The 25,450-nt window shown below is 71.3% G+C and carries 12 protein-coding genes, 1 tRNA gene, 1 rRNA gene and 3 pseudogenes; 13 read left to right on the top strand and 4 right to left on the bottom strand.

Features of this window, described 5'->3' with window-relative positions:
• From rrf to ABD198_RS04455, 3 genes are all read left to right on the top strand, one after another.
• A 5S ribosomal RNA gene (rrf, locus tag ABD198_RS04465) occupies positions 1-105 on the top strand; the annotation flags it as partial.
• A 114-nt stretch (positions 106-219) separates the two neighbouring features.
• Complete coding sequence (locus tag ABD198_RS04460; RefSeq protein WP_343998009.1) at positions 220-885, top strand: DegT/DnrJ/EryC1/StrS family aminotransferase; 666 nt, start codon at positions 220-222, stop codon at positions 883-885.
• Positions 886-973: 88 nt separating this feature from the next.
• A tRNA-Thr gene (locus ABD198_RS04455) sits at positions 974-1,046 on the top strand.
• A gap of 52 nt (positions 1,047-1,098) precedes the next feature.
• Here ABD198_RS04455 and ABD198_RS04450 read toward each other — a convergent pair.
• Positions 1,099-3,852 carry a SpoIIE family protein phosphatase gene (locus ABD198_RS04450; RefSeq protein ID WP_343998003.1) on the bottom strand — a complete coding sequence of 918 codons (2,754 nt, stop codon included), beginning with the start codon at positions 3,850-3,852 and terminating at the stop codon, positions 1,099-1,101.
• Positions 3,853-4,247: 395 nt separating this feature from the next.
• On the opposite strand from ABD198_RS04450, the gene ABD198_RS04445 reads away from it, so the two are divergent.
• The 10 genes and pseudogenes from ABD198_RS04445 to ABD198_RS04400 all read left to right on the top strand — a co-directional run bounded on the left by ABD198_RS04445 (position 4,248) and on the right by ABD198_RS04400 (position 19,312).
• Positions 4,248-9,743: a HAMP domain-containing protein gene (locus ABD198_RS04445; protein ID WP_343998002.1), complete on the top strand. Its 5,496-nt coding sequence runs from the start codon at positions 4,248-4,250 to the stop codon at positions 9,741-9,743.
• A gap of 389 nt (positions 9,744-10,132) precedes the next feature.
• Positions 10,133-10,814, top strand: a pseudogene (locus ABD198_RS04440) (response regulator).
• A gap of 156 nt (positions 10,815-10,970) precedes the next feature.
• Positions 10,971-13,718 (top strand): DNA translocase FtsK, encoded by a 2,748-nt coding sequence (locus tag ABD198_RS04435; protein WP_343998001.1) that lies wholly within the window; start codon positions 10,971-10,973, stop codon positions 13,716-13,718.
• Positions 13,719-13,970: 252 nt separating this feature from the next.
• Positions 13,971-14,804, top strand: a complete 834-nt coding sequence (locus ABD198_RS04430; protein ID WP_343998000.1) for a helix-turn-helix domain-containing protein — start codon at positions 13,971-13,973, stop codon at positions 14,802-14,804.
• A gap of 107 nt (positions 14,805-14,911) precedes the next feature.
• Positions 14,912-16,408 (top strand): 30S ribosomal protein S12 methylthiotransferase RimO, encoded by a 1,497-nt coding sequence (rimO, locus tag ABD198_RS04425; protein ID WP_343997999.1) that lies wholly within the window; start codon positions 14,912-14,914, stop codon positions 16,406-16,408.
• Positions 16,405-17,358 carry a CDP-diacylglycerol--glycerol-3-phosphate 3-phosphatidyltransferase gene (gene pgsA, locus ABD198_RS04420; protein WP_343997998.1) on the top strand — a complete coding sequence of 318 codons (954 nt, stop codon included), beginning with the start codon at positions 16,405-16,407 and terminating at the stop codon, positions 17,356-17,358. The genes rimO and pgsA overlap by 4 nt, the downstream gene beginning before the upstream one ends.
• Entirely contained in the window at positions 17,355-17,873 is a 519-nt protein-coding gene (locus ABD198_RS04415) for a CinA family protein (protein ID WP_343997997.1), read from the top strand. The genes pgsA and ABD198_RS04415 overlap by 4 nt, the downstream gene beginning before the upstream one ends.
• A 141-nt stretch (positions 17,874-18,014) precedes the next feature.
• Complete coding sequence (locus tag ABD198_RS04410; protein WP_167997591.1) at positions 18,015-18,395, top strand: helix-turn-helix domain-containing protein; 381 nt, start codon at positions 18,015-18,017, stop codon at positions 18,393-18,395.
• A 186-nt stretch (positions 18,396-18,581) separates the two neighbouring features.
• A complete protein-coding gene (locus tag ABD198_RS04405) occupies positions 18,582-19,052 on the top strand; it encodes a Dps family protein (protein ID WP_343997996.1) in 471 nt (156 codons plus the stop codon).
• Between the two features lie 77 nt (positions 19,053-19,129).
• Complete coding sequence (locus ABD198_RS04400; RefSeq protein ID WP_425580411.1) at positions 19,130-19,312, top strand: hypothetical protein; 183 nt, start codon at positions 19,130-19,132, stop codon at positions 19,310-19,312.
• A 121-nt stretch (positions 19,313-19,433) separates the two neighbouring features.
• On the opposite strand, the pseudogene ABD198_RS04395 reads toward ABD198_RS04400, so the two are convergent.
• The 3 genes and pseudogenes from ABD198_RS04395 to ABD198_RS04385 all read right to left on the bottom strand — a co-directional run.
• Positions 19,434-19,628 (bottom strand): annotated as a pseudogene (locus ABD198_RS04395) (DNA glycosylase); the annotation flags it as partial.
• 108 nt (positions 19,629-19,736) lie between these two features.
• Positions 19,737-20,378: pseudogene (locus ABD198_RS04390) on the bottom strand (DNA-formamidopyrimidine glycosylase family protein); the annotation flags it as partial.
• Between the two features lie 79 nt (positions 20,379-20,457).
• Complete coding sequence (locus ABD198_RS04385; RefSeq protein WP_343997994.1) at positions 20,458-25,407, bottom strand: ATP-dependent helicase; 4,950 nt, start codon at positions 25,405-25,407, stop codon at positions 20,458-20,460.
• Positions 25,408-25,450: the final 43 nt, after the last annotated feature.

Genomic DNA, 25,450 nt, shown 5'->3' with positions numbered 1-25,450 from the left:
AGCGTAGGGGAAACGCCCGGTTACATTCCGAACCCGGAAGCTAAGCCTTACAGCGCCGATGGTACTGCAGGGGGGACCCTGTGGGAGAGTAGGACGCCGCCGGACGATTATTCAAAGGGTTGGACCCGGAACTTCGGTTCTGGGTCCAACCCTTTTCTGTTGTGCGTCACTTGACGTTCACATCGTGCGCGGACGATCCGAAGCATGGGTACTGCTGCGCTGCTCAGGGCCGCCGGAGTCGGTGTCGGGGACGAGGTCGTCGTGCCGGCCTTCGGCAATGTGGAGGTCGCGGAGGCCGTGAGGCTCGCGGGTGCGTCGCCCGTTTTCGCGGACATAGATCCGGTGACGTACTGCATCGACCGGGCTGCCGTGGAAGCGGCCGTAACGCCGAGGACCGCGGCCGTGGTTGTCGTGCACCGGTTCGGACGCCCCGCCGAGCTGGGGCCGTTGCTGGCGCTCGGGGAGAGGCGCGGGCTGCTGGTGCTGGAGCACAGAGAAGCTGAGGAGGCGTCGTTCGAGGAGGTCGCTCAGCGAAGAGTGCGGGCGGCCTATCTCGATGCGAAGTTGACGGGTGTGCGAACGCCCGAGGGGGCGGTGGGGCACACCTATCAGCAGTACGTCGTGCGGGTGCCAGGCAATGGGCGGCCCGACCGGGATGCCTTCGCACGGGCCATACGTGCGAAGGGAGTTGAATGCCGGGTGCCGGTGAAGACGCCGGTGCACCGGATGCCGGAGTTCCGGCGGAGGGTGTCGTTGCCGGAGACCGAACGGGCTGCCGCGGAAACGCTGGCGCTGCCGGTCGAAGCCTCGCTCACGAAACGGGACATGCGGCGCATGGTGGCCGCGTGCAATGCGCTGGGCGGGCTGCTGCAGCCGGCCTTCTGAGACCAGTTAGGAGCACAGGTCTGTTCGGGGTATGATCTATTCCGTTGCCGCGGGGGAAACCCGGAGGGGAACCTCGACGCGGCAGCAGGCCCCTATAGCTCAGTCGGCAGAGCGTCTCCATGGTAAGGAGAAGGTCAACGGTTCGATTCCGTTTGGGGGCTCTGACGAAAAGGCCCCGCCCTTGAAAGGGCGGGGCCTTTTTCATGTCCGGACTCAGTCCTGGTGTGGCTCCGGGACGCGCATCGCCAGGATGGCCATGTCGTCGGACGGGGCGTCGGAAGCGAAACGTTCCACGGCGCGCATGATGCGGGCCGCCACCGCGCCGGCCGTCAGGCCCGTGCAGGTCGTCAGGACGTCGGCGAGGCCGTCGTCGCCCAGCATGCGGTTGCCCTCGCGGCGTTCGGTGACGCCGTCCGTGACGCAGAGGAGGACGTCGCCCGGGTCGAGGGTGACCGTCTCCTCGTAGAGCTCGAGGTCCTCCAGGACGCCGAGGAGCGGCTGGGGTTCGGCCGCCGGTTCGACCGTGCCGTCCTGACGCAGCCTCAGCGGCAGCGGGTGGCCCGCGCAGACCACCTTGAGTTCCGCGCTGCCGTCCTCCTGCGGGCGCAGCTCGCCGTAAAGGAGGGTGAGGAAGCGGCTGCGGGCGCCCTCGTCGAGGATCGCGGAGTTGAGGCGCTCCAGGACCGCCGGGCCGCTGAGGCCCTCACGGGCCAGCAGGCGCAGGGCGTGCCGGGCCAGGCCGGTGACCGCGGCGGCGTTGGGGCCCGTGCCGCAGACGTCGCCGATGGCGAAGCCGTAGGCGCCGTCGCTGATGGGGAACAGGTCGTAGAAGTCGCCGCCGACCTCGTTGCCCTCGCCGGCCGCGCGGTAGATGACCTCGACCTCGACGCCGTCGATCTGCGGCAGCTCGGGAGGCAGCAGGCTGCGCTGCAGGGACTGGCTGATGGCGGTGCGCTCGGAGTACAGGCGGGCGTTGTCCAGGGCCAGGGCCGCGCGGCGGGAGAGGTCCTCGGCGAGCTCGAGGATCTCCTGGCGGAAGTGCTCGTCGGTGGGCTTGCCGAGGGTGAGCATGCCGATGACGCGGTTGCGGGCGACCAGCGGCAGCACGACCGTTTCCCCGCCGACCGCCTGGGCGGTGGCGAGGGTGGGGCCGATGCCGGGGGTGACGTGGTTGCTGGGGCCGCCGCTCAGGCCCAGGCTGCGCATCGAGGTGCGCAGGGCGGCCTGGTGGGCGACCTCCCCGGGCGCGGACCAGACGCGGGCGCCGGGGGTGGGGACCGGGTCGGGCGGCGGGATCTTCGACAGCAGGGACTTGATGCCGTCGATGAGTTCCTCGTCCTCGTGCAGGACGTAGGAGAGGTACGGCTCGGAGGCCTGGTCGGCGATGGTGTAGACGGCGCACCAAGTGGCGAGCGTCGGGACCGTCATCTGGGCCATGAGGGCGAGGGTCTGGTCCCGGTCCAGGGTGCCGGCCAGCAGGTCGGAGGCCTCGACGAGGAAGCTCAGCGAGCCGCGGCGCAGGCGTTCGAGCTCGCCGAGGCGGGCGGACTCCACGGCCAGCGCGATGCGGTCGGCGGCGAACTGCAGGCGCAGCGCCTCCTCGTTGGAGTAGCGGCCGGGTGCCTCGGCGGCGACGCCGAGGGAGCCGGTGAGGCGGCCCTCGACCTTCAGCGGGACGGTGACCACCGAGCGCATGCCGGTGCCGTTGAGCAGCGGCACGGCACCGGGGACGGCGGTGAGGTCGTCGTGGACGGCCGGCATGCGGGCGGAGCCATAGCGGCCGGGGCCCGCCTCGACGGGGACGCGGGCGAAGCGCTGGCGGGCGGAGGGCAGGCCGGTGGAGGCGCGGACCTCCAGCTCGGTCTCGTCGTCGGTGGCCAGCAGCAGGAAGGCGGCGTCGCCGTCGAGCATGTCGCGGGCGCGCTCCACCGTGCGCTGCAGGAGACCGTCGAGGTCGTCGGGCGCGGGGGAGCCGATGAACACCTCGAAGGGGTCGGCGTTCTGGCCGTCGGAGGAGCGGGAGGTGTCGGTGGTGGTCCCGCGCAGAGGTGTCTGCAGTACGGCGCGTTCGTGGTCGCGCACCAGGAGGCAGACGGTCGAGGGCTCGCCGGCGGTGTCGCGGACGCGCAGATGGGAGGCGTAGACGGGGGTCACGCGGCCGTCGGCGTTGCGGATGCCGTAGCTGCCCTCCCAGCGGGAGAGCTGGAGGGCCTCGGCGATGCCGGTGCCGGTGCCCGGGGTGTGCGGCCAGGCCGCGAGGTCGGTGAGCGGCTTGCCGGTGACCTGCTCGGCCTTGTAGCCGAAGAGTTCCTCGGCGTCCTCGTTCCAGGAGGTGATGGTGCCGGTCCGGTCGATCTGCACGACGGCGACCCGGATCCGGCCGTCGGCGAGGGGGAGGAGGTCGGCGGGGAGCGAGGGTCCGGCGGCGCGGGTGCCGACGGGGCGCTCGGGCAGGTCGAGCTGGAACCAGACGGTCTTGTGCGTCGGCGTGTACTCCACGCCCCAGCGGCCGGCCAGCGCGGCGCAGAGCTGCAGGCCGCGGCCGCCCTCGCGGTCGGGGCTGCCCATACTGACCGCGGAGCCCTGGACCGGAATCTCGCGTTCCGGATACCGGTCGGCCACCTCGATCCGGACGCCGTCCTCGCCGCGCAGACAGAGCAGGTCGGCCGAGGTGCCGGCGTGCACGACCGCGTTGGTCACCAACTCGCTGGTGAGCACGACCGCATCATCCACGATGTCGGAAAAGCCCCACCCCTGGAGGGTGTCGCGGACGAAGGAGCGGGCGCTCGCGACGGATCGCCCGACGGGCTCGAAACTTGCGGCCGCGCGCGCGGTGATCACAGAACTCCTCGACCGGTTCTCGACGGACATGGCTCCGTGGCCGACCGGCGCATGCCGCTGGTGCGGCAGGTCGCCCGTCGGCCGGGGGTCCGGGGGCTGGTCCCCAGGAATCAGTCCGGTGGTCATGTGTGCGGCCGCCCCTCCGTGCCCGCTCGTCTCCCGTGCCACCGCCCAGGCCGGACGGACCGGCGTGGCTGGACAGCCGGATGCAAGGTTACTTACCTTCGCCGTCCGAGCGGATGCCGGTCTGCAGTGTTTCCGTCCGGAGGGTGTGCGGACGATGTGCGAAGCTGCCGAACTGTTATGGCCTGGTTCGGCGATGGTGAAACACTGGGCAGGCTTGTTGTGAGGGTTCGGGCAGGCCGAGTGTCATATCCGTCGAGTGGGCAGCAGCCCACGGGTGGCCGCCAAGGTATGGCCGCCGGGACTCGCAGTAGTACAGGTATACGCAGTAGTAACAGGTACGCCTCAGGTGGTACCCGAGCACGGCAGTAACGGTCGACCCCTGCGGGAGGGACACAGTGGAGTCTGGCGCAGCGACGCGGGGCACGAAGACGCGCGCGAAAGGCGGACAGTCCCTGAGCAAGGCGAGCAAGGGGCGAGGCGGCACCACGACGGTGGACACCGCCGCCCTGAACCGGCTGCTGGCGGCCCTGGAGGCGATGCGGGACGGCAACTTCCGCAAGCGGCTGACGGTGTCCGGCGACGGCGTGATGTCGCAGATCGCGGCGGTGTTCAACGAGGTCGCCGACCGCAATCTGCATCTGACGGGCGAGCTGTCGCGGGTGCGGCGGATGGTGGGCCGCGAGGGCAAGCTCACCGAGCGGCTGGAGACCGGGGCCTGCGAGGGCTCCTGGGCGACCGCGATCGACAACTCCAACGCGCTGGTCGACGACCTGGTGTGGCCGGTGTCCGAGGTCAGCCGGGTGCTGTCGGCGGTGGCCGAGGGGGATCTGTCGCCGCGGATGGAGCTGCGGACGCAGGGCCCGGACGGGAGCGGGCATCCGCTGCGGGGCGAGTTCCTGAAGGTCGGGCGGACCGTCAACAACCTGGTCGACCAGCTGTCGACGTTCACCGACGAGGTCACGCGGGTGGCCAGCGAGGTCGGCACCGAGGGCAAGCTGGGCGGCCAGGCGCGGGTGCGCGGAATGTCCGGTTCCTGGAAGGACCTCACGGACTCCGTCAACACCATGGCGGAGCGGCTCACCGCCCAGGTGCGGGACATCGCGCTGGTGACCACGGCGGTCGCCAGCGGTGATCTGTCACGCAAGGTGACCGTGCATGTCGAAGGCGAGATGCTGGAGCTGAAGAACACCGTCAACACGATGGTGGACCAGCTCTCCGCGTTCTCCTCCGAGGTCACCCGGGTCGCCCGGGAGGTCGGCACGGACGGCATCCTGGGCGGTCAGGCCCAGGTGCCGGGTGTGGCGGGTGTGTGGAAGGAACTCACCGACTCGGTGAACACCATGGCCGGGAACCTCACGGCCCAGGTGCGCGGGATCGCCGAGGTGACCACGGCGGTCGCCAACGGTGATCTGTCGCGGAAGGTGACGGTTCCGGCGCGCGGCGAGGTCGCGCAGCTCGCCGAGACGATCAACCAGATGACCGAGACGCTGCGGATCTTCGCGGACGAGGTCACCCGGGTCGCGAACGAGGTCGGCGCCGAGGGCCGGCTGGGCGGTCAGGCGAACGTGCCGGGCGCGGCGGGCACGTGGAAGGACCTGACGGACTCCGTCAACACGGTGTTCCGCAATCTCACCACGCAGGTGAGGGACATCGCCGCGGTGACGACGGCGGTGGCCAACGGTGACCTGTCGCAGAAGGTCACCGTGGACGTGGCCGGCGAGATGCTGGAGCTGAAGAACACCGTCAACACGATGGTGGACCAGCTGTCCGCTTTCGGTGCCGAGGTCACGCGGGTGGCGCGGGAGATCGGTGTCGAGGGCGAGCTGGGCGGCCAGGCGCAGGTGCCGGGCGCGGCCGGTACGTGGAAGGACCTGACGGACTCCGTCAACACGGCGTTCAGGAACCTCACCGGACAGGTGAGGAACATCGCCCAGGTGACGACGGCGGTCGCCAACGGCGACCTGTCGCAGAAGGTCACCGTGGACGTCTCCGGTGAGATGCTCCAGCTGAAGAACACCGTGAACCGGATGGTGGACCAGCTGTCGAGCTTCGCCGACCAGGTCACGCGCATGGCCCGGGACGTGGGCACCGAGGGCCGGCTGGGCGGCCAGGCACGCGTGGACGGCGTGTCCGGCACCTGGAAGGAACTCACCGACTCCGTCAACTCGATGGCGGGCAACCTCACCTCCCAGGTCCGCAACATCGCGCAGGTCACCACGGCCGTCGCCCGCGGCGACCTGTCGCAGAAGATCGACGTCGACGCGCGCGGCGAGATCCTCGAGCTGAAGAACACCATCAACACGATGGTCGACCAGCTGTCGTCGTTCGCCGAGCAGGTGACGCGGGTGGCCCGCGAGGTGGGCACCGAGGGACGGCTGGGCGGTCAGGCGCAGGTGCCGGGTGTCGCCGGTGTGTGGCGCGATCTGACCGACTCGGTGAACGGCATGGCCGGCAACCTCACCGCGCAGGTCCGCAACATCGCCCAGGTGGCGACCGCGGTGGCGCGCGGCGACCTGTCGCAGAAGATCACCGTGGATGCGCGCGGCGAGATCCTGGAGCTGAAGAACACGCTGAACACGATGGTGGATCAGCTGTCGTCGTTCGCCCAGGAGGTCACCAGGGTGGCCCGCGAGGTCGGCACCGAGGGCATCCTCGGCGGCCAGGCCGAGGTGCAGGGCGTCTCCGGCACCTGGAAGGATCTCACCCAGTCCGTCAACGGCATGGCGAACAACCTGACCATGCAGGTGCGCAACATCGCCGAGGTGACCACGGCGGTCGCCAAGGGCGACCTGTCGAAGAAGATCACCGTCGACGCCAAGGGCGAGATCCTCGAGCTGGTCACCACGGTCAACACGATGGTGGATCAGCTGTCGTCGTTCGCCGAGCAGGTGACCCGGGTGGCCCGTGAGGTGGGCACCGAGGGCATCCTCGGCGGCCAGGCGCACGTGCCCGGCGTGACGGGCATCTGGAAGGACCTCAGCGACAACGTCAACCTGATGGCGAAGAACCTGACCACTCAGGTGCGCAACATCGCCCAGGTCTCCGCGGCCGTCGCCAACGGCGACCTGACCCGTCAGGTCAACATCGAGGCGCGCGGCGAGGTGGCGCAGCTCGCCGACACCATCAACACCATGGTCAAGACGCTGAGCGCGTTCGCCGAGCAGGTCACCAAGGTCGCCCGCGAGGTGGGCACGGACGGCATCCTCGGCGGCCAGGCGCATGTGCCAGGTGTGGCGGGCACCTGGAAGGACCTCACCGAGTCGGTGAACCAGATGGCGTCCAACCTGACCGGTCAGGTGCGCAACATCGCCATGGTCACCACGGCCATCGCGAAGGGCGATCTGACCAAGAAGATCGACATCGACGCGCGCGGCGAGATCCTCGAGCTGAAGACCACCATCAACACGATGGTCGACCAGCTGTCGTCGTTCGCCGAGGAGGTCACCCGGGTGGCCCGCGAGGTGGGCACCGAGGGGCAGCTCGGCGGCCAGGCGCGGGTGCGGGACGTGGACGGCACCTGGCGGGACCTGACCGAGTCGGTGAACGAGATGGCCGGGAACCTGACCCGGCAGGTGCGGGCCATCGCCCGGGTGGCGACCGCGGTGACCCGCGGCGATCTGAACCTGAAGATCGACGTGGATGCGTCCGGGGAGATCCAGGAGCTCCAGGACTACATCAACAAGATGATCGCCAACCTGCGCGACACCACGATCGCCAACAAGGAGCAGGACTGGCTCAAGGGCAACCTGGCGCGGATCTCGGCCCTGATGCAGGGCCGCCGGGACCTGGAGGACGTGGCCTCGCTGATCATGAGCGAGCTGACGCCGGTGGTGTCCGCGCAGCACGGCGCGTTCTATCTGGCGATGCCGCTGGTCGACGGGGAGGACCTGAGCGCCGCCGACGACGACCAGTTCGAGCTGCGGATGCTCGGCTCCTACGGCTACTCCATGGGCTCGATGCCGACCTCCTTCCGGCCCGGTGAGGGGCTCATCGGGACGGCCGCGGCGGAGAAGCGCACGATCCTGGTGGAGAAGGCGCCCGCGGGCTATCTGAAGATCTCCTCCGGGCTCGGCGAGGCGCCGCCCGCGCAGGTGATCGTGCTGCCGGTACTGTTCGAGGGGAAGGTGCTCGGCGTCATCGAGCTGGCCTCGTTCACGCCGTTCACACACATCCAGAAGGACTTCCTCAACCAGATCGCCGAGATGATCGCGACCAGCGTCAACACCATCTCGGTCAACACCAAGACCGAGCGGCTGCTGAAGCAGTCCCAGGAGCTGACCGAGCAACTGCGGGAGCGCTCGGCGGAGTTGGAGCAGCGGCAGAAGGCGCTGCAGGCGTCCAACGCCGAACTGGAGGAGAAGGCCGAGCTGCTGGCGCGTCAGAACCGCGACATCGAGGTGAAGAACACCGAGATCGAGGAGGCGCGGCAGGTCCTGGAGGAGCGCGCCGAGCAGCTCGCGGTGTCCATGCGCTACAAGAGCGAGTTCCTCGCCAACATGTCGCACGAGCTGCGCACGCCGCTGAACTCGCTGCTGATTCTGGCCAAGTTGCTCGCCGACAACGCCGAGGGGAACCTGACTCCGAAGCAGGTCGAGTTCGCCGAGACCATCCACGGCGCCGGCTCCGACCTGCTCCAGCTGATCAACGACATCCTCGACCTGTCCAAGGTCGAGGCGGGCAAGATGGACGTCTCCCCGACGCGCATCGCGCTGGTCCAGCTGGTCGACTACGTGGAGGCCACCTTCCGGCCGCTGACCGCGGAGAAGGGCCTGGATCTGTCGGTGCGGGTCTCCCCGGAGCTGCCCGCCACGCTGCACACCGACGAGCAGCGGCTGCTGCAGGTGCTGCGCAATCTGCTGTCCAACGCGGTGAAGTTCACCGACTCCGGTTCGGTGGAGCTGGTCATCCGGCCCGCCCGGGACGACGTGCCGCAGCACATCCGCGAGCAGCTGCTGGAGGCCGGTTCGCTCACCGACCCGGACGCCGAGCTGATCGCGTTCTCGGTGACCGACACGGGCATCGGCATCGCGGCCAGCAAGATGCGGGTGATCTTCGAGGCGTTCAAGCAGGCCGACGGCACCACCAGCCGCAAGTACGGCGGCACGGGCCTCGGGCTGTCCATCTCGCGGGAGATCGCGCAGCTGCTGGGCGGTGAGATCCACGCGCAGAGCGAACCCGGCCGGGGGTCCACGTTCACGCTGTATCTGCCGCTGCACCCGAGCGAGCTGCCGCCGCACGGCTACCAGCAGCCCATGCCGTCGCTGGAGGCCGGGGAGCTGGTGGCGCTGGGCGAGGACTCCACCGAGCTGTCCGAGGCGGAGATCGAGACGCCGGCCGAGGTGAAGTCCTACCGCGAGACCCAGAACGGCCCGGCGGCGCTGTTCCGGCGCCGGCGCAGGGCCGCCGCCGCGGCGCCGCAGCGGCCGGAGCTGGAGCAGCCGGGCGCCGCGCAGTCCGAGCAGTGGCGGGACGGGGACGAGGAGTCCTCGCCGGGGACGCAGCACGGCGTCCGCTTCGGCGGGCAGAAGGTGCTCATCGTCGACGACGACATCCGCAATGTCTTCGCGCTGACCAGCGTCCTGGAGCAGCACGGGCTGTCCGTGCTGTACGCGGAGAACGGCCGTGAGGGCATCGAGGTCCTGGAGCAGCACGACGACGTGGCCGTGGTGCTGATGGACATCATGATGCCGGAGATGGACGGATATGCGACGACCACGGCGATCCGGCGGATGCCCCAGTTCGCGGGCCTGCCGATCATCGCGCTCACCGCGAAGGCGATGAAGGGCGACCGGGAGAAGGCCATCGAGTCGGGCGCCTCCGACTATGTGACCAAGCCGGTCGACCCGGATCACCTGCTGGCGGTGATGCAGCAGTGGATGCGGGACGAGTGAGGCAACCGGCGAGGTGAGCGCCGAGGCGACCGGCGAGGTGATCGGCGAGGCGACCCGCAGTGATCGGCGAGGTGGCTGGAGTGGTCGATCACGGAGGCTGCGTGAATATGACGGGAAGCTTCGGTCGAGCCCGTCGAGTTGCCGACGCGGCGCTGGTGAAGTCGTGTAGAAGTACGGGATTCGGGGAACCTTCTGGTCCCCCGCCGCGTTTCCGCTATGTGCACAGTGACATCGCGGTGACAGGGTGTGGCGACGGGCGGGGTGCAGCTACGATGACCGGCACAAGGACGGGCGGCGCAAGGGAGTCGTCCCCCGGGTGGGCACCCGCCGGTGCTCCCCCGGGTACCGCGGACAGGGGAGGCCCCAAGCCGGGGCGAGGAGGGCGGGCCATGGTGCAGAAGGCCAAGATCCTCCTGGTCGATGACCGGCCGGAGAATCTGCTGGCGCTGGAGGCGATCCTCTCTGCGCTCGATCAGACACTGGTGCGGGCATCGTCCGGGGAAGAAGCGCTCAAGGCACTGCTCACGGACGATTTCGCCGTGATCCTGCTGGACGTCCAGATGCCGGGCATGGACGGATTCGAGACCGCCGCGCACATCAAGCGGCGCGAGCGGACCCGGGACATCCCGATCATCTTCCTGACCGCGATCAATCACGGCCCGCATCACACCTTCCGGGGGGGGCTATGCCGCGGGCGCGGTCGACTACATCTCCAAGCCGTTCGACCCCTGGGTGCTGCGCGCCAAGGTGTCGGTCTTCGTCGAGCTGTACATGAAGAACTGCCAGTTGCGCGAGCAGGCGGCGCTGCTGCGGCTGCAGTTGGAGGGCGGCGAGAAGAACGCCGGCGAGCCCAAGGAGTCCGCGGGGCTGCTCGCCGAGCTGTCGGCGCGGCTCGCGGCCGTGGAGGAGCAGGCCGAGGCACTGACCAAACAGCTCAACGACGAGTCCACCGACGCGGCCGCGGTGGCCACGGCGGCTCATCTCGAGCGCAAGCTCACGGGGTTGCGGCGGGCGCTGGACGCGCTCGAGCCCGGCGCGGGCAACGCCTCCTCGGTCCCCTCGCAGAACTGACGCCCGGCACAAGGGCGTTGCCGGGTCTCCCGAGGTACGCCGACGGGAGGCCGCCTTCATGCGGCGTCAACTTCACTCCCACGCAAGAAGCGACACGAACGGGTGAAGCATCGGGCACACGTGTCCCCCGGCGTCTCCACCGGTAACCTCACACCTATGGCCTCACGTCCCTCCGCAGCCAAGAAGTCGCCCGCGAAGAAGGCGGCCGCTTCGGCGAAGGCTCCGGCGAAGAAGGCCGCCGCCAAGAAGGCCCCCGCGAAGAAGGGCGCCGCCAAGCGGGCCCCGGCGAAGAAGCCCGCGCCCAAGCCGGCGCCGAACCCGACCGGCGGCGTCTACCGCCTGGTGCGCGCCCTCTGGCTGGGGCTGGCGCACACCGTCGGCGCGATCTTCCGCGGGATAGGGCAGGGCGCCAAGAACCTCGACCCCGCGCACCGCAAGGACGGACTCGCGCTGCTGCTGCTCGCCATCGCCCTGATCGTCGCCGCCGGCACCTGGGCCGATCTCCAGGGACCGGTCGGCGACCTGGTGGAGATCCTGGTCACCGGCGCCTTCGGCCGGCTGGACCTGCTGGTGCCGGTGCTGGTCGGCGCCATCGCCGTGCGCCTGATCCGGCACCCGGAGAAGCCCGAGGCCAACGGACGGATCGTCATCGGCCTGTCCGCGCTCGTCATCGGCGTGCTCGGCCAGGTCCACATCGCCTGCGGCTCGCCCGCCCGCAGCGCGGGCATGCACGCCATAAGGGACGCCGGCGGTCTCATCGGCTGGGCCGCGGCCACCCCGCTGTCGTACACCATGACCGACATGCTGGCGGTGCCGCTGCTGGTGCTGCTCACGATCTTCGGCCTGCTGGTGGTCACGGCCACCCCCGTCAACGCCGTCCCGCAGCGGCTGCGGCAGCTCGGCGTGAGGCTCGGGCTCATCCACGACGGCAGCGAGGCCGATGAGTTCGAGGAGTTCAGCGAGGACGACGAGCGCTACGAGGAGCAGTGGCGCGAGGCCCTGCCCGCCGGCCGTCGCCAGCGCGGCCGTTCCGCCCTCCAGGACTACGACCCCGACGCGGCGGAGGAGGAGGCGCTCTCCCGCCGCCGCGGCCGGCCCCGCAGGTCCGCCGTGCCGCAGCCCGACGCGGGCCGGTCCATGGACGCGGTCGACGTGGCCGCCGCAGCGGCCGCCGCCCTCGACGGCGCCGTGCTGCACGGAATGCCGCCCTCCCCGGTGGTCGCCGACCTCACCCAGGGCGTGCGGGTGGGCGACCAGGAGCCCACCACGCCCACCCCGGTCCCGGGCGCCCGCCCCCAGCAGGACCTGCCCGCCGCGGGCAGGAAGCCGCGGCAGGAGCCCGAGAGCTCCGTCCCCGACCTGACCAAGACCCCGCCCGAGAAGCCGCGCGAGCTGCCCCCGCGGGCCGAGCAGCTCCAGCTGTCCGGGGACATCACCTACGCGCTGCCGTCCCTGGACCTGCTCACCCGCGGCGGCCCCGGCAAGGCGCGCAGCGCGGCCAACGACGCCATCGTCGAGTCGCTCACCACCGTCTTCACCGAGTTCAAGGTGGACGCCCGGGTCACCGGCTTCACCCGCGGCCCGACGGTCACCCGCTACGAGGTGGAGCTCGGCCCGGCCGTGAAGGTGGAGCGCATCACCGCGCTCACCAAGAACATCGCCTACGCCGTCGCCAGCCCCGATGTGCGGATCATCAGCCCGATCCCCGGCAAGTCCGCAGTCGGCATCGAGATCCCCAACACCGACCGGGAGATGGTCAACCTCGGCGACGTGCTGCGGCTCGCGGAGTCCGCCGAGGACGACGACCCGATGCTGGTCGCCTTCGGCAAGGACGTCGAGGGCGGCTACGTCATGCACTCGCTGGCGAAGATGCCGCACATGCTGGTCGCCGGCGCCACCGGCTCCGGCAAGTCGTCCTGCATCAACTGCCTGATCACCTCGATCATGATGCGGGCGACCCCGGAGGACGTCCGGATGATCCTGGTCGACCCCAAGCGTGTGGAGCTCACCGCGTACGAGGGCATCCCGCACTTGATCACGCCGATCATCACCAACCCCAAGCGGGCCGCCGAGGCACTGCAGTGGGTGGTGCGCGAGATGGACCTGCGCTACGACGACCTCGCCGCCTACGGCTACCGGCACATCGACGACTTCAACCGCGCCGTGCGCGAGGGCAAGGCCAAACCGCCCGAGGGCAGCGAGCGGGAACTCCAGCCGTACCCCTATCTGCTGGTCATCGTCGACGAGTTGGCCGACCTGATGATGGTCGCCCCGCGGGACGTCGAGGACGCCATCGTGCGCATCACCCAGCTCGCGCGCGCGGCCGGCATCCACCTGGTGCTGGCCACCCAGCGCCCCTCGGTGGACGTCGTCACCGGTCTGATCAAGGCGAACGTGCCCTCCCGGCTCGCCTTCGCCACCTCCTCGCTCGCCGACTCCCGGGTCATCCTCGACCAGCCCGGCGCCGAGAAGCTGATCGGCAAGGGTGACGGGCTGTTCCTGCCGATGGGCGCCAACAAGCCCATCCGCATGCAGGGCGCGTTCGTGACCGAGGAGGAGGTCGCGGCCGTCGTCCGGCACTGCAAGGAGCAGATGGCCCCGGTCTTCCGGGACGACGTGGTCGTCGGCACCAAGCAGAAGAAGGAGATCGACGAGGACATCGGCGACGACCTCGACCTGCTGTGCCAGGCCGCCGAACTGGTCGTCTCCACCCAGTTCGGCTCGACCTCGATGCTCCAGCGCAAGCTGCGCGTCGGCTTCGCCAAGGCCGGCCGGCTGATGGACCTGATGGAGTCGCGGAACATCGTCGGACCGAGCGAGGGTTCGAAGGCTCGTGACGTTCTCGTGAAACCTGATGAGCTGGATGGCGTGCTCGCCATGCTCCGCGGGGAGTCTGAAGGGTAGGCACACAAGTCACGGCCGTCCCGCCCGGGCGTCCAGGTGGACGATCGTGACTCACCCGTAAGGGATCATTGAGCAACCGTTTCCCTGCGACACACGTCAACTTGAGGGAAGGGACAGACAGCAGGACCACCACCGGGATGTCGGGCCATTCCGATGGCGTACAAGTTCCGACCGCCCGGTTGCCCCACCCTTTTGTACTACCCCTAGACTGAACCTCCAGCACAGGTGGCTACACGCTCGAAAGGCGCGCCCGTGTCCATCGGCAACTCCCCTGAAGGCGAGCGTCCGTTCGACGACGCGTCCGAGGAAGCCCGCCCCTCCGTCGGCCGTGCACTGCAGCAGGCACGCATCGCCGCCGGGCTCACCGTGGACGACGTCAGTACCGCCACCCGGGTCCGCATCTCCATCATTCACGCCATCGAGGCCGACGACTTCGCCCCCTGCGGCGGCGACGTCTACGCCCGAGGGCACATCCGGACCCTGGCCAAGGCCGTCCACATCGACCCCGCCCCGCTGCTCGCCCAGTACGACGCCGAGCACGGCGGCCGTCCCTCACCCACCCCGGCCGCACCCCTGTTCGAGGCGGAGCGCATCCGTCCGGAACGGCGCGGCCCGAACTGGACCGCGGCCATGGTGGCCGCGATCGTCGCCGTCATCGGCTTCGTCGGCTTCACCCTGATCAAGGGCGGCGACGACACCGGCGGCAACAGCAACCTCGCCGGCGACGCCGCCACCGAGGCGTCCGCCACGCCCACCCCGAAGTCGAAGAAGCCCGCCGATCCCAAGCCCGAGCCGTCCGACAGCGCCATCGCCGCCGCGCCCCAGGACAAGGTGACCGTCAAGGTCAGCGCGGTCGACGGGCGCAGCTGGATCTCCGCCAAGGACCACAACGGCCGGCAGCTCTTCGACGGGCTGCTCAAGCAGGGCCAGTCCAAGACCTTCCAGGACAGCTCCAAGATCAACCTGATCCTCGGTGACGCCGGAGCGATCGACCTGTTCGTCAACGGCAAGAAGATCGAGGACGACTGGCAGCCCGGCGCCGTGGAGCGCCTGACCTACACCAAGGGCGATCCGCAGGCCGGCTGATCCGGCGCCGGACAACCGACGCGACGGGCGCTTTCACGACGGGGTTGGCCGAGTTCGGTCAACCCCGTCGACGTGGGGTGTCAGCGGGACGAAGTACTCTTGAGCCCATGCCTGAACGCCGTACCGTCGCACTCGTCACCCTTGGCTGCGCCCGTAACGAGGTGGACTCGGAGGAGCTCGCAGGCCGTTTGGAGGCGGACGGCTGGCAGCTCGTGGAGGACGCCGCCGAAGCGGACGTCGCCGTCGTCAACACCTGCGGATTCGTCGAGGCCGCCAAGAAGGACTCCGTCGACGCCCTCCTGGAGGCCAACGACCTCAAGGAGCACGGCAGAACGCAGGCCGTGGTGGCGGTGGGCTGCATGGCCGAGCGGTACGGCAAGGAGCTCGCCGAGGCCCTCCCCGAGGCCGACGGCGTGCTCGGCTTCGACGACTACACGCAGATCTCCGAGCGCCTGCAGACCATCCTCAGCGGCGGCATCCACGCCGCGCACACCCCGCGCGACCGGCGCAAGCTGCTGCCGATCAGCCCCGTCGAGCGGCAGGAATCGGCCGCCTCCGTGGTGCTGCCCGGGCACGGGCCCGCCGTGCCGGAGCAGGGTCCCGGCGACCTGCCGGACGGCCTCGCGCCCGCCTCCGGCCCCCGCGCGCCCCTGCGCCGCCGCCTGGACGGCTCCCCGGTCGCCTCGGTCAAGCTCGCCTCCGGCTGCGACCGGCGCTGCTCCTTCTGCGCCATCCCCTCCTTCCGCGGCTCCTTCATCTCCCGCCGCCCCAGCGACGTGCTCAACGAGACGCGCTGGCTCGCCGAGCAGGGCGTGAAGGAGATCATGCTGGTCTCCGAGAACAACACCTCCTACGGCAAGGACCTCGGCGACATCCGTCTGCTGGAGTCACTGCTGCCCGAGCTGGCCGGAGTCGACGGCATCGAGCGGGTCCGGGTCAGCTACCTCCAGCCGGCCGAGATGCGGCCCGGCCTGATCGACGTGCTGACCTCCACCGAGAAGGTCGCCCCCTACTTCGACCTGTCCTTCCAGCACTCCGCGCCCGGAGTGCTGCGCGCCATGCGCCGCTTCGGCGACACCGACCGGTTCCTGGAACTGCTCGACACCATCCGCGGCAAGGCGCCCGAGGCCGGCGTCCGCTCCAACTTCATCGTCGGCTTCCCCGGCGAGTCCGAGGCCGACCTCGCCGAGCTGGAACGCTTCCTGAACCACGCCCGGCTCGACGCCATCGGCGTCTTCGGCTACTCCGACGAGGAGGGCACCGAGGCGGCGACCTACGACGACAAGCTCCCCGAGGACGTGGTCGCCGAGCGGCTGGCGCACATCTCGCGCCTCGCCGAGGAGCTGGTCTCCCAGCGCGCCGAGGAACGAGTGGGCGAGACCCTGCGGGTGCTGGTGGAGTCCGTGGACGAGGAGGACGGCGTGTACGGCCGCGCCGCGCACCAGGCCCCCGAGACCGACGGCCAGGTGCTGCTGACGAACGGCGAGGGACTGGACGTCGGCCGTATGGTCGAGGCGAAGGTGGTGGGCACCGAGGGCGTCGACCTGGTCGCCGAACCGCTGTTCCAGGGTGCGCTCACGCGCGGTGAGGAGGCAGGCAGATGACGGGAATCCCGGCATCCGCGGCAGGAGGCCCCGTCGGCGCGCGCCGGGCGGCCGCGAGCGCGGCACCGGGCGGACCCGCAGCGGGCGCGGGCCGCGGCTCCGGAGCCGGACAGCCCGGCGCGAGTGCCCGCCGCACCCCCGGCCAGGCCGGCGGACGCGCCTTCGCGGGACGCCGCGCGGCCGCACGCGAGGCGCAGGAGCCCTCCGGCGCCGCTCCCGGCGGTGCCTCCGGCAGCGGCGAGCTCTCCGGAGCCGACGTCGCGGCGGCGGCCGTGTCCGGGAAGGTGCCCGCCGACACCGCCGGCACCGAGGGCAACGGCAAGCCCGCACGGGGCGGCAAGATCGCGGCGGCGGCCGTGAACCAGGCCAGCGTCTGGAACATCGCCAACCTGCTCACCATGCTCCGGCTGCTCCTGGTGCCGGCCTTCGTCATGCTGATGCTGGCCGACGGCGGCTACGACCCGGCCTGGCGCTCACTCGCCTGGGCGGCCTTCGCCATCGCCATGATCACCGACCTGTTCGACGGTCATCTGGCCCGCACCTACAACCTCGTCACGGACTTCGGGAAGATCGCCGACCCGATCGCCGACAAGGCGATCATGGGAGCGGCCCTGATCTGTCTCTCCGCGCTGGGCGACCTCCCCTGGTGGGTCACCGGCGTGATCCTCGGCCGGGAACTCGGCATCACCCTGCTGCGTTTTCTGGTCATCCGCTACGGCGTCATCCCCGCCAGCCGCGGCGGCAAGCTCAAGACGCTCACCCAGGGCGTCGCCGTCGGCATGTATGTGCTGGCGCTGACGGGCTGGCTGGCCACCCTGCGCTTCTGGGTGATGGCCGCGGCGGTCGTGCTGACCGTGGTGACCGGACTGGACTATGTGAGACAGGCCATTGTGCTGCGCCGGAAGGGAATCGCCGAGCGCAAGGCGGCGTTGGAGGAGACGGCAGAGTGAGTTCCGCGGCCGCCGAAGTCGTGCGGCTACTCACCGTGCACGGCACGACGGTGGCCGTCGCCGAATCACTGACCGGCGGACTGGTGTCCGCGGAGATCACCTCGGTCCCCGGCGCCTCCAAGGTCTTCCGGGGTTCGGTGACCGCCTACGCCACCGACCTCAAGCACCGCCTGCTCGGCGTCGACGCCGAGCTGCTGGCGCGCAAGGGAGCGGTGGACGCCCAGGTCGCGGGGCAGATGGCCGCAGGAGCGCGCAGATTTCTGGGCGCCGACTGGGGCATCGCGACCAGCGGTGTCGCCGGCCCCGACCCCCAGGACGGGCAGGCCGTGGGCACGGTCTTCGTCGCGGTGGACGGACCCTTCACACAAGGTTCCGGTTCCGCCCGCGGCGGAAAAGTGCGGCACCTGCGGTTGAACGGCGACCGCGCGGAAATTCGTATGGAGAGTGTACGGAGCGTACTCGCACTGCTCCTCGAGGAGCTTGCGGGCGATCAGACCGGGAATGAGCGGGCATAGGATACGGAACGGAACGGAACGGGGGGTTCTGATGTTTGCAGCCCTGAGTGAACACGACATCGCTCCCCGCACGGCCGCGGCGCGAGGCGGTACGGTGGGGCGAGAAGAATGCGGCCATGCGGTCCGAGGAGGGAGCCACCGATGATTCTGCTCCGTCGCCTGCTGGGTGACGTGCTGCGTCGGCAGCGCCAGCGCCAGGGCCGTACTCTGCGCGAAGTCTCCTCGTCCGCCCGAGTCTCACTCGGCTATCTCTCCGAGGTGGAGCGGGGGCAGAAGGAGGCTTCCTCCGAACTGCTCGCCGCCATCTGCGACGCGTTGGACGTACGGATGTCCGAGCTCATGCGGGAAGTGAGCGACGAACTCGCTCTCGCCGAGCTGGCCCAGTCTGCTGCTGCGACCCCCAGCGAACCTGTGCCCACGCCGGTGCGCCCGATGCTGGGTTCCGTCTCGGTGACCGGTGTGCCACCGGAACGGGTGACCATCAAGGCGCCTGCCGAAGCGGTGGACGTGGTCGCCGCCTGAGCGGCGGCGTGAAGGTGTGACAGGCCCCGGAGGGGCCCTTCCGGGAAACCGGGAGGGTGCCGCCGGGGTTTTTCGCGTTTCGGGGGTAGTCGTGCTGCGGGGGTGCGTTTGCCGGTGTGCCCCGCGGCGGTCATCGTTGAGGGATCACGGGGGGCGAGCCGCGGGGGGTGAGTCACGGAGGTGCGGATGTACGTCGTGAAGAGCCCGTTGTCCGATGCGAATCTCAAGACCGTCTCCGAGGCGCTGCAGGGCGCCCTGGTTGACCTGATCGATCTCTCCCTGGTGGCCAAGCAGATCCACTGGAACGTGGTCGGGCCGCGTTTCCGCTCGGTCCATCTGCAGCTCGACGAGGTGGTGACCGTCGCCCGCCAGCACTCCGACACGGTGGCCGAGCGCTGCGCGGCACTGGGCGTCTCCCCGGACGGCCGTGCGGCGACGGTGGCCGTCGGCAGCGGCATCGGGGTCACGCCCGAGGGCTGGGTCGACGACACCACGGCCGTGGGCACGCTCGTGGACGCGCTGGGCGCGGTGATCGCCCGGATGCGCGAGCGGGTGGCCGCGACCGAGGAACCGGATCCGGTGAGCCAGGACATCCTCATCGGCATCACCGCCGACCTCGAGAAGCAGCACTGGATGTTCCAGGCCGAGAACGGGTGACGTGGCGGCGCGCATGGCGCGCTGGGGGGGTCGCTGCGGTCCTCGGAGCCTTGTGGTGGTGGGCGCTGGCACGACTCGTGCTGGCGCCCGGCGCCGGTGTGCTGGAGGCGGCGGTCGTCGCCGGGGGCTGGGGGCTGAGCCTGCTGCCGGTGCACTGCGTGCCCAAGGGGCAGGCGGAGGGCGCCCTCGCGGCGGGGCGGTGGCGCCGGGCCTGGCGGGCGGTGACGGGGCATCGGGGTGATGCGCAGGGGGAGGCGTGATGGTGGTGCGGGCTGCGCCCGTGACCCTGTGGGGTGGCTGCGGTGAGGTCAGCAGGCAGTCGCCCCTGTCCGTCGGTCTGGGTCGGGGGGTCAGTGGGCCCGTTTCAGCCGTTTCAGTCGTTCAGCCGGTCGGGCGGGTGCGGTCGCGGCGGGGCCTTCTGGGCTCGGGAGCCGGGCCGCGCTGGCAGGTGGGGCACCAGTAGGTGGGCCGCTCGCGGGAGCCGTCGCCCTGGTCGGCGACACGGATGAGGGTGCCGCAGCGCAGACAGGGGCGGGGCGCGCGGCCGTGGACGAAGAGGTCGGGGCCGCGGTTGGCCGCCGTGCCCGATGCGCGGGAGGGGCGCCTGCCCGTGTGGGGCGGGGCGCCGGTAGGCGCGGGCGGGCCGGTCACCACGGGCGGCATGTTTGCCGGGGTTGTCGTGGTCGTCGTTCTGCGGATCGGGCGCTCGCGGTTGAAGTCGAGCAGCGCCTTGGCGAGTTCGGGCAGGTATGCGGCGCGGTCGCCGGGCAGGGCGCCCACCGGGAGCCAGGGAGTGACACCGAGCAGGAAGCAGAGCTCGCTCTTGAACACATTGCCGATGCCGGCGAGGTTGCGCTGGTCCAGCAGGGCCTCGCCGAGCGGGCGGTCGGGGTCCTTGAGGAGGTTGGCCAGCGCCACCTCGGGGTCCCAGTCGGGGCCCAGCAGATCGGGTCCCAGGTGGCCGACCGCGCGGTCCTCGTCGGCGGTGCGCAGCAGCTCCAGCACGGGCAGGCGGTAGCCGACCGCCGTGCGCTCGGCGTTGCCGAGGATCACCCGGATCTGGTGGGCGGGGCCGCCGGTCCAGCGCTGGCCGTTGGCGAACACCTTCCACGCCCCGTCCATCCGCAGATGCGAGTGCAGGGTCAGACCGCCCTCGATCCTGGTGAGCAGGTGTTTCCCGCGCGGGGTGACGTCGAGGACGGTGCGGCCGGTGAGGTCGGCCGTGGCGAACCGGGGCACCCGTAGATCGCTGCGGGTCAGCACCTTGCCCGCGAGGGCGCTGTGCAGCCGTCGCGCGGCCTGCCAGACGGTGTCTCCTTCGGGCATGGGTCAAGGGTGGCACGTCGGCCGCGAAGCGGCCGGGCGCGGGCGGAGGGCGGGACGGGCCGGGGCGGGGCGGGGGCGGTCAGGCACGCAGACGCAGCCCTCGGGGCGTGGCGATGAATCCCGCGGACTCCAGCAGCACGCCGAAGGGAGAGGTCAGGGCGGGGGTGCCGTTGACGCGCTCCACCGTGACCGTGCCGAGGGAGCCCGCACGGGCGGCCGTGGCGAGGGCCTCAGCGGCGGCCGGCAGCCGGCTGTCGTCGGCGGGCTCGGCGTCCGGGTCGGCGGGCCAGGCCAGCAGGGTCTTGCCGCCGCGTTCCATGTAGAGCGTCAGCTCGCCGTCGACCAGCACCACCAGGGAGCCCGCCTTGCGCCCCGGCTTGTGGCTCGCGCCGTTGGGCGGCTCGGGCCAGCCCAGTGCGGCACCGTAGGCGTTCGCCGGGTCGGCGGCGGCCAGCACGACCGCCCGGGAGGACCGGTCCGGGCCGGTGCGGCGGCCCGCGAAGGGGTCGTAGGAGGCGCGTCCGCCCTGCTGCCACGGGGGCGGGCTCCCCGGCGTGAGATCACGGGGCGAGATCCACTCGCTCGGCGTGGTGCGGGAGGAGTCCGAGGAACCGTCACCGGGGAAGCCGTCGTCGGCGAACCCGAAGTCGCCCGGTGGGCCGTCGTGGCCGGGGGCGGAGCCGGGGGAGCCGTCGGCCGGTGCGGCGAAGCCGTGCGCGGCGAACGGGTCGGCTTCGGTCCGCGGCTGTCCGTGCGGCCCCATGGCGTTGGGGGCCGGGAGGGTGTCGCCGCGTTCGCGCGCATTGGACACCGCGCGCAGGCGGTCGACCGCCCCGTCCATCGCGAACTGGGCGGCGCCCAGACCCTCCACCACATAGCCGCGCCGGGCCTGCCCGGTCTCCTCGAAGGCGGACAGCACCCGGTACATCGCCGAGAAGCCGCCCTCGACGCCTTCCGCCGCGACGGCGCCGCGGGTCACCACGCCGTGCCGGTCGAGCAGCGTGCGGGCCAGGGTGTGGGCGCGGACCGTGGTGTCCGGCTCCCGCTCGGGAAGCAGGGACCAGCGGCCGGCGACGGTCGGCGGTCCGTTGCGGGAGGCGCTGCGGGCGGCCGCGGTGAGCGAGCCGTAGCGCCCGCGCGGGACCGAGCGCTTGGCGCGGTGGGCCGTGGAGCCCGCCGTGCGGCCGGAGCCCAGGTACGCGCGCATCGGGCTGAGCGTGTCATTGGTCAGCCGCCCCGACCAGGCCAGGTCCCACAGGGCGTCGGCCAGCTGCGGATCGGTGACCTCCGGGTGAGTGGCGCGGACCTGGTCGGCGATCTGCCGGAAGAACAGGCCGTAGCCGCCGCTCAGGGCGTCCAGCACGGACTGGTGCAGCGGGGTCAGCTCCAGGGGATGGGGCGGCGGCAGGAGCAGCGGGGCCGCGTCCGCGAGGTACAGGGAGACCCAGCCGTCCTTCCCGGGCAGCGAACCGGCGCCCGCCCACACCACCTCTCCTGAGGCGGTGAGCTCGTCCAGCATCGCGGGGGCGTAGTCCGCCACCCGGGACGGCAGGACCAGCTTCTCCAGGGCGGAGGCGGGCACCGAGGCGCCCTGCAGCTGCTCCACCGCGCGCACCAGACCGTCGATGCCGCGCAGCGCATGCCCCTTGCCGATGTGCTGCCACTGGGGGAGGAACTGGGCGAGCGCGGCCGACGGCACCGGTTCCAGCTCGTGCCGCAGCGCGGCCAGGGAACGGCGGCGCAGCCGGCGCAGCACGGTGGCGTCGCACCACTCCTGGCCGATCCCGGCCGGGTGGAACTCGCCCTGGACGATCCTGCCCGCCGCCGAGAGCCGCTGCAGAGCGCCCTCGGTGACGGCCACGCCCAGACCGAAGCGGGCCGCCGCGGTCGCCGAGGTGAACGGGCCGTGGGTGCGGGCGTAGCGGGCGAGGAGGTCACCGAGGGGGTCCTTCACCGGTTCGGTGAACGCCTCCGGCACGCCGACCGGCAGCGCGGTGCCCAGCGCGTCCCGCAGCCGCCCGGCGTCCTCGACGGCCGCCCAGTGGTCGGCGCCGGCGATGCGGACCCGGATGGCGCGCCGCGCGGAGGCCAGCTCCTCGGCCCACCCCGGTTCCGCGCCGCGCTCGGCCAGCTCGGCATCGGTGAGCGGGCCGAGCATCCGCAGCAGGTCGGCGACGCCCTCCACGTCCTTCACCCGCCGGTCCTCGGTCAGCCACTGCAGCTCGCGCTCCAGCTCGACCAGCACCTCGGCGTCCAGCAGCTCGCGCAGCTCCGCCTGGCCGAGCAGCTCGGCGAGCAGCCGGGAGTCCAGGGACAGCGCGGCGGCCCGGCGCTCGGCGATCGGGGAGTCGCCCTCGTAGAGGAACTGGGCGACGTAGCCGAAGAGCAGGGAGCGGGCGAAGGGCGACGGCTCGGGGGTGGTGACCTCGACCAGGCGCACCTTGCGGGACTCCAGGTCCCCCATCAGCTCGACCAGGCCCGGGACGTCGAACACGTCCTGGAGGCATTCGCGGACCGCCTCCAGCACGATCGGGAAGGAGCCGAACTCGCCCGCGACCTGGAGCAGCTGGGAGGCACGCTGACGCTGCTGCCATAGCGGTGTGCGCCGGCCGGGGTTGCGGCGCGGCAGCAGCAGCGCACGGGCGGCGCACTCGCGGAACCGGGAGGCGAACAGCGCCGAGCCGCCCACCTGGTCGGTGACGATCTGGTCGATCTCGCCCTTGTCGAAGACGACGTCCGCCGCCCCCACCGGCGCCTGGTCGGCGTCGTACTCCGCGCCCGCCTTCATCGGCTCCTGGTCGAGCAGGTCCAGGCTCATCAGGTCGGCGTCCGGCAGGCGCAGCACGATGCCGTCGTCGGCGTGCATCACCTGGGCGTCCATGCCGTACCGCTCGGACAGGCGGGCGCCGAGCGCCAGCGCCCACGGGGCGTGCACCTGGGCGCCGAACGGGGAGTGCACCACCACCCGCCAGTCGCCCAGCTCGTCGCGGAAGCGCTCCACGACGATGGTGCGGTCGTCCGGCACATGGCCGCAGGCCTCGCGCTGCTCGTCGAGGTAGGCCAGGACGTTGTCCGCGGCCCAGGCGTCCAGCCCGGCCGCGAGCATCCGCAGCCGGGCGTCCTCCTTGGACAGCGAGCCGACCTCGCGCAGGAACGCGCCCACCGCGCGGCCCAGCTCCAGCGGCCGGCCCAGCTGGTCGCCCTTCCAGAACGGCAGCCGGCCCGGCACTCCGGGCGCCGGGGACACCAGCACCCGGTCACGGGTGATGTCCTCGATGCGCCAGGAGCTGGTGCCCAGCGTGAACACATCGCCCACCCGGGACTCGTAGACCATCTCCTCGTCGAGCTCGCCGACCCGGCCGCCGCCCTTCTTCGGGTCGGCGCCCGCGAGGAACACCCCGAACAGGCCCCGGTCGGGGATCGTGCCGCCCGAGGTCACGGCGAGCCGCTGGGCGCCGGGGCGGCCGGTGATCTCGCCGGTGACCCGGTCCCACACCACGCGCGGACGCAGCTCGGCGAAGGCGTCGGAGGGATAGCGGCCGGCCAGCATGTCGAGCACGCCGGTGAAGGCGGACTCGGGCAGCGAGGCGAAGGGCGCGGCCCGGCGCACCACGGCCAGCAGGTCGTCGTACTGCCAGGTGTCCATCGCCGTCATGGCGACCAGCTGCTGGGCCAGCACGTCGAGCGGGTTGGCGGGGATTCTCAGGGACTCGATGGCACCCGAGCGCATCCGCTCGGTGACCACCGCCGCCTGCACCAGATCGCCGCGGTACTTCGGGAACACCACGCCCGTGGAGACCGCGCCCACCTGATGGCCCGCGCGGCCCACCCGCTGCAGTCCGGAGGCGACGGACGGCGGCGACTCCACCTGCACCACCAGGTCCACGGCGCCCATGTCGATGCCCAGCTCCAGGCTGGAGGTGGCGACCACCGCGGGCAGCCGGCCCGCCTTGAGGTCCTCCTCGACCAGGGCCCGCTGCTCCTTGGACACCGAGCCGTGATGGGCCCGGGCGATCACCGGCGGCGCGCCATGGGCGGCCCCGGAGCCGCCCATCAGCTCCGCGGGGGAGTGGTGCTCGTCCAGGGACTCGCCGGTGGCACGCTCGTAAGCGATCTCGTTCAGCCGGTTGCACAGGCGTTCGGCGAGCCGGCGGGAGTTGGCGAACACGATCGTCGAGCGATGCGACTGGACGAGATCGGTGATCCGCTCCTCGACATGCGGCCAGATCGACGGACGCTCGGCCCCCTCCGAGCCGTCCGCGACCGGGGAACCGCCCAGCTCGCCCAGATCCTCCACCGGGACCACGACGGAGAGGTCGAACTCCTTGCCCGACTCCGGCTGGACGATCTCCACCTTGCCGCGCGGAGAGAGGAAACGCGCCATCTCGTCGACCGGGCGGACCGTCGCCGACAGGCCGATACGGCGGGCGGGCATGGGCAGCAGCTCGTCCAGCCGCTCCAGGGACAGGGCCAGATGCGCGCCGCGCTTGGTGCCGGCGACCGCGTGCACCTCGTCCAGGATCACCGTCTCCACGCCGGTCAGCGCGTCCCGGGTGGCCGATGTCAGCATCAGGAACAGGGACTCCGGGGTGGTGATCAGGATGTCCGGCGGCCGTGTGGACAGCGCGCGGCGCTCGGCCGGCGGGGTGTCCCCGGAGCGGATGCCCACCTTCACCTCGGGCTCGGGCAGGCCCAGGCGCACCGCCTCCTGGCGGATGCCGGTCAGCGGGCTGCGCAGATTGCGCTCCACGTCGACCGCTAGCGCTTTCAGCGGGGAGACGTACAGGACGCGGCAGCGCTTCTTCGGATCGGCGGGCGGAGGCGTGGAGGCCAGCTGGTCCAGCGCCGCGAGGAAGGCGGCCAGGGTCTTCCCGGAACCGGTGGGCGCCACCACCAGCACGTCCGAGCCCTCACGGATGGCCTGCCACGCCCCGGCCTGGGCGGCCGTGGGCGCGGAGAACGCCCCCGTGAACCAGCCACGGGTCGCGGGGGAGAAGCCGTCCAGGGCTCGACGCGGATCGCTGACCATGTGTCCATCGTGCACCCCGCCACTGACAACGGCCTCGAGCGGC

Origin of the sequence: Streptomyces thermocarboxydovorans (genome assembly GCF_039524635.1) — a bacterium.
Taxonomy (GTDB): Bacteria; Actinomycetota; Actinomycetes; order Streptomycetales; family Streptomycetaceae; genus Streptomyces; species Streptomyces thermocarboxydovorans.
The sequence above is the reverse complement of the archived record's forward strand: the minus strand, read 5'-3'. Positions and strand labels throughout refer to the sequence as shown.

Bases quoted from the DNA above. Each gene is read 5' to 3' on its own strand.
- ABD198_RS04450 (WP_343998003.1), bottom strand. From the start codon at position 3,852: ATGACCACCGGACTGATTCCTGGGGACCAGCCCCCGGACCCCCGGCCG.
- ABD198_RS04435 (WP_343998001.1), top strand. From the start codon at position 10,971: ATGGCCTCACGTCCCTCCGCAGCCAAGAAGTCGCCCGCGAAGAAGGCG.
- rimO (WP_343997999.1), top strand. From the start codon at position 14,912: ATGCCTGAACGCCGTACCGTCGCACTCGTCACCCTTGGCTGCGCCCGT.
- pgsA (WP_343997998.1), top strand. From the start codon at position 16,405: ATGACGGGAATCCCGGCATCCGCGGCAGGAGGCCCCGTCGGCGCGCGC.
- ABD198_RS04410 (WP_167997591.1), top strand. From the start codon at position 18,015: ATGATTCTGCTCCGTCGCCTGCTGGGTGACGTGCTGCGTCGGCAGCGC.
- ABD198_RS04405 (WP_343997996.1), top strand. From the start codon at position 18,582: ATGTACGTCGTGAAGAGCCCGTTGTCCGATGCGAATCTCAAGACCGTC.
- ABD198_RS04385 (WP_343997994.1), bottom strand. From the start codon at position 25,407: ATGGTCAGCGATCCGCGTCGAGCCCTGGACGGCTTCTCCCCCGCGACC.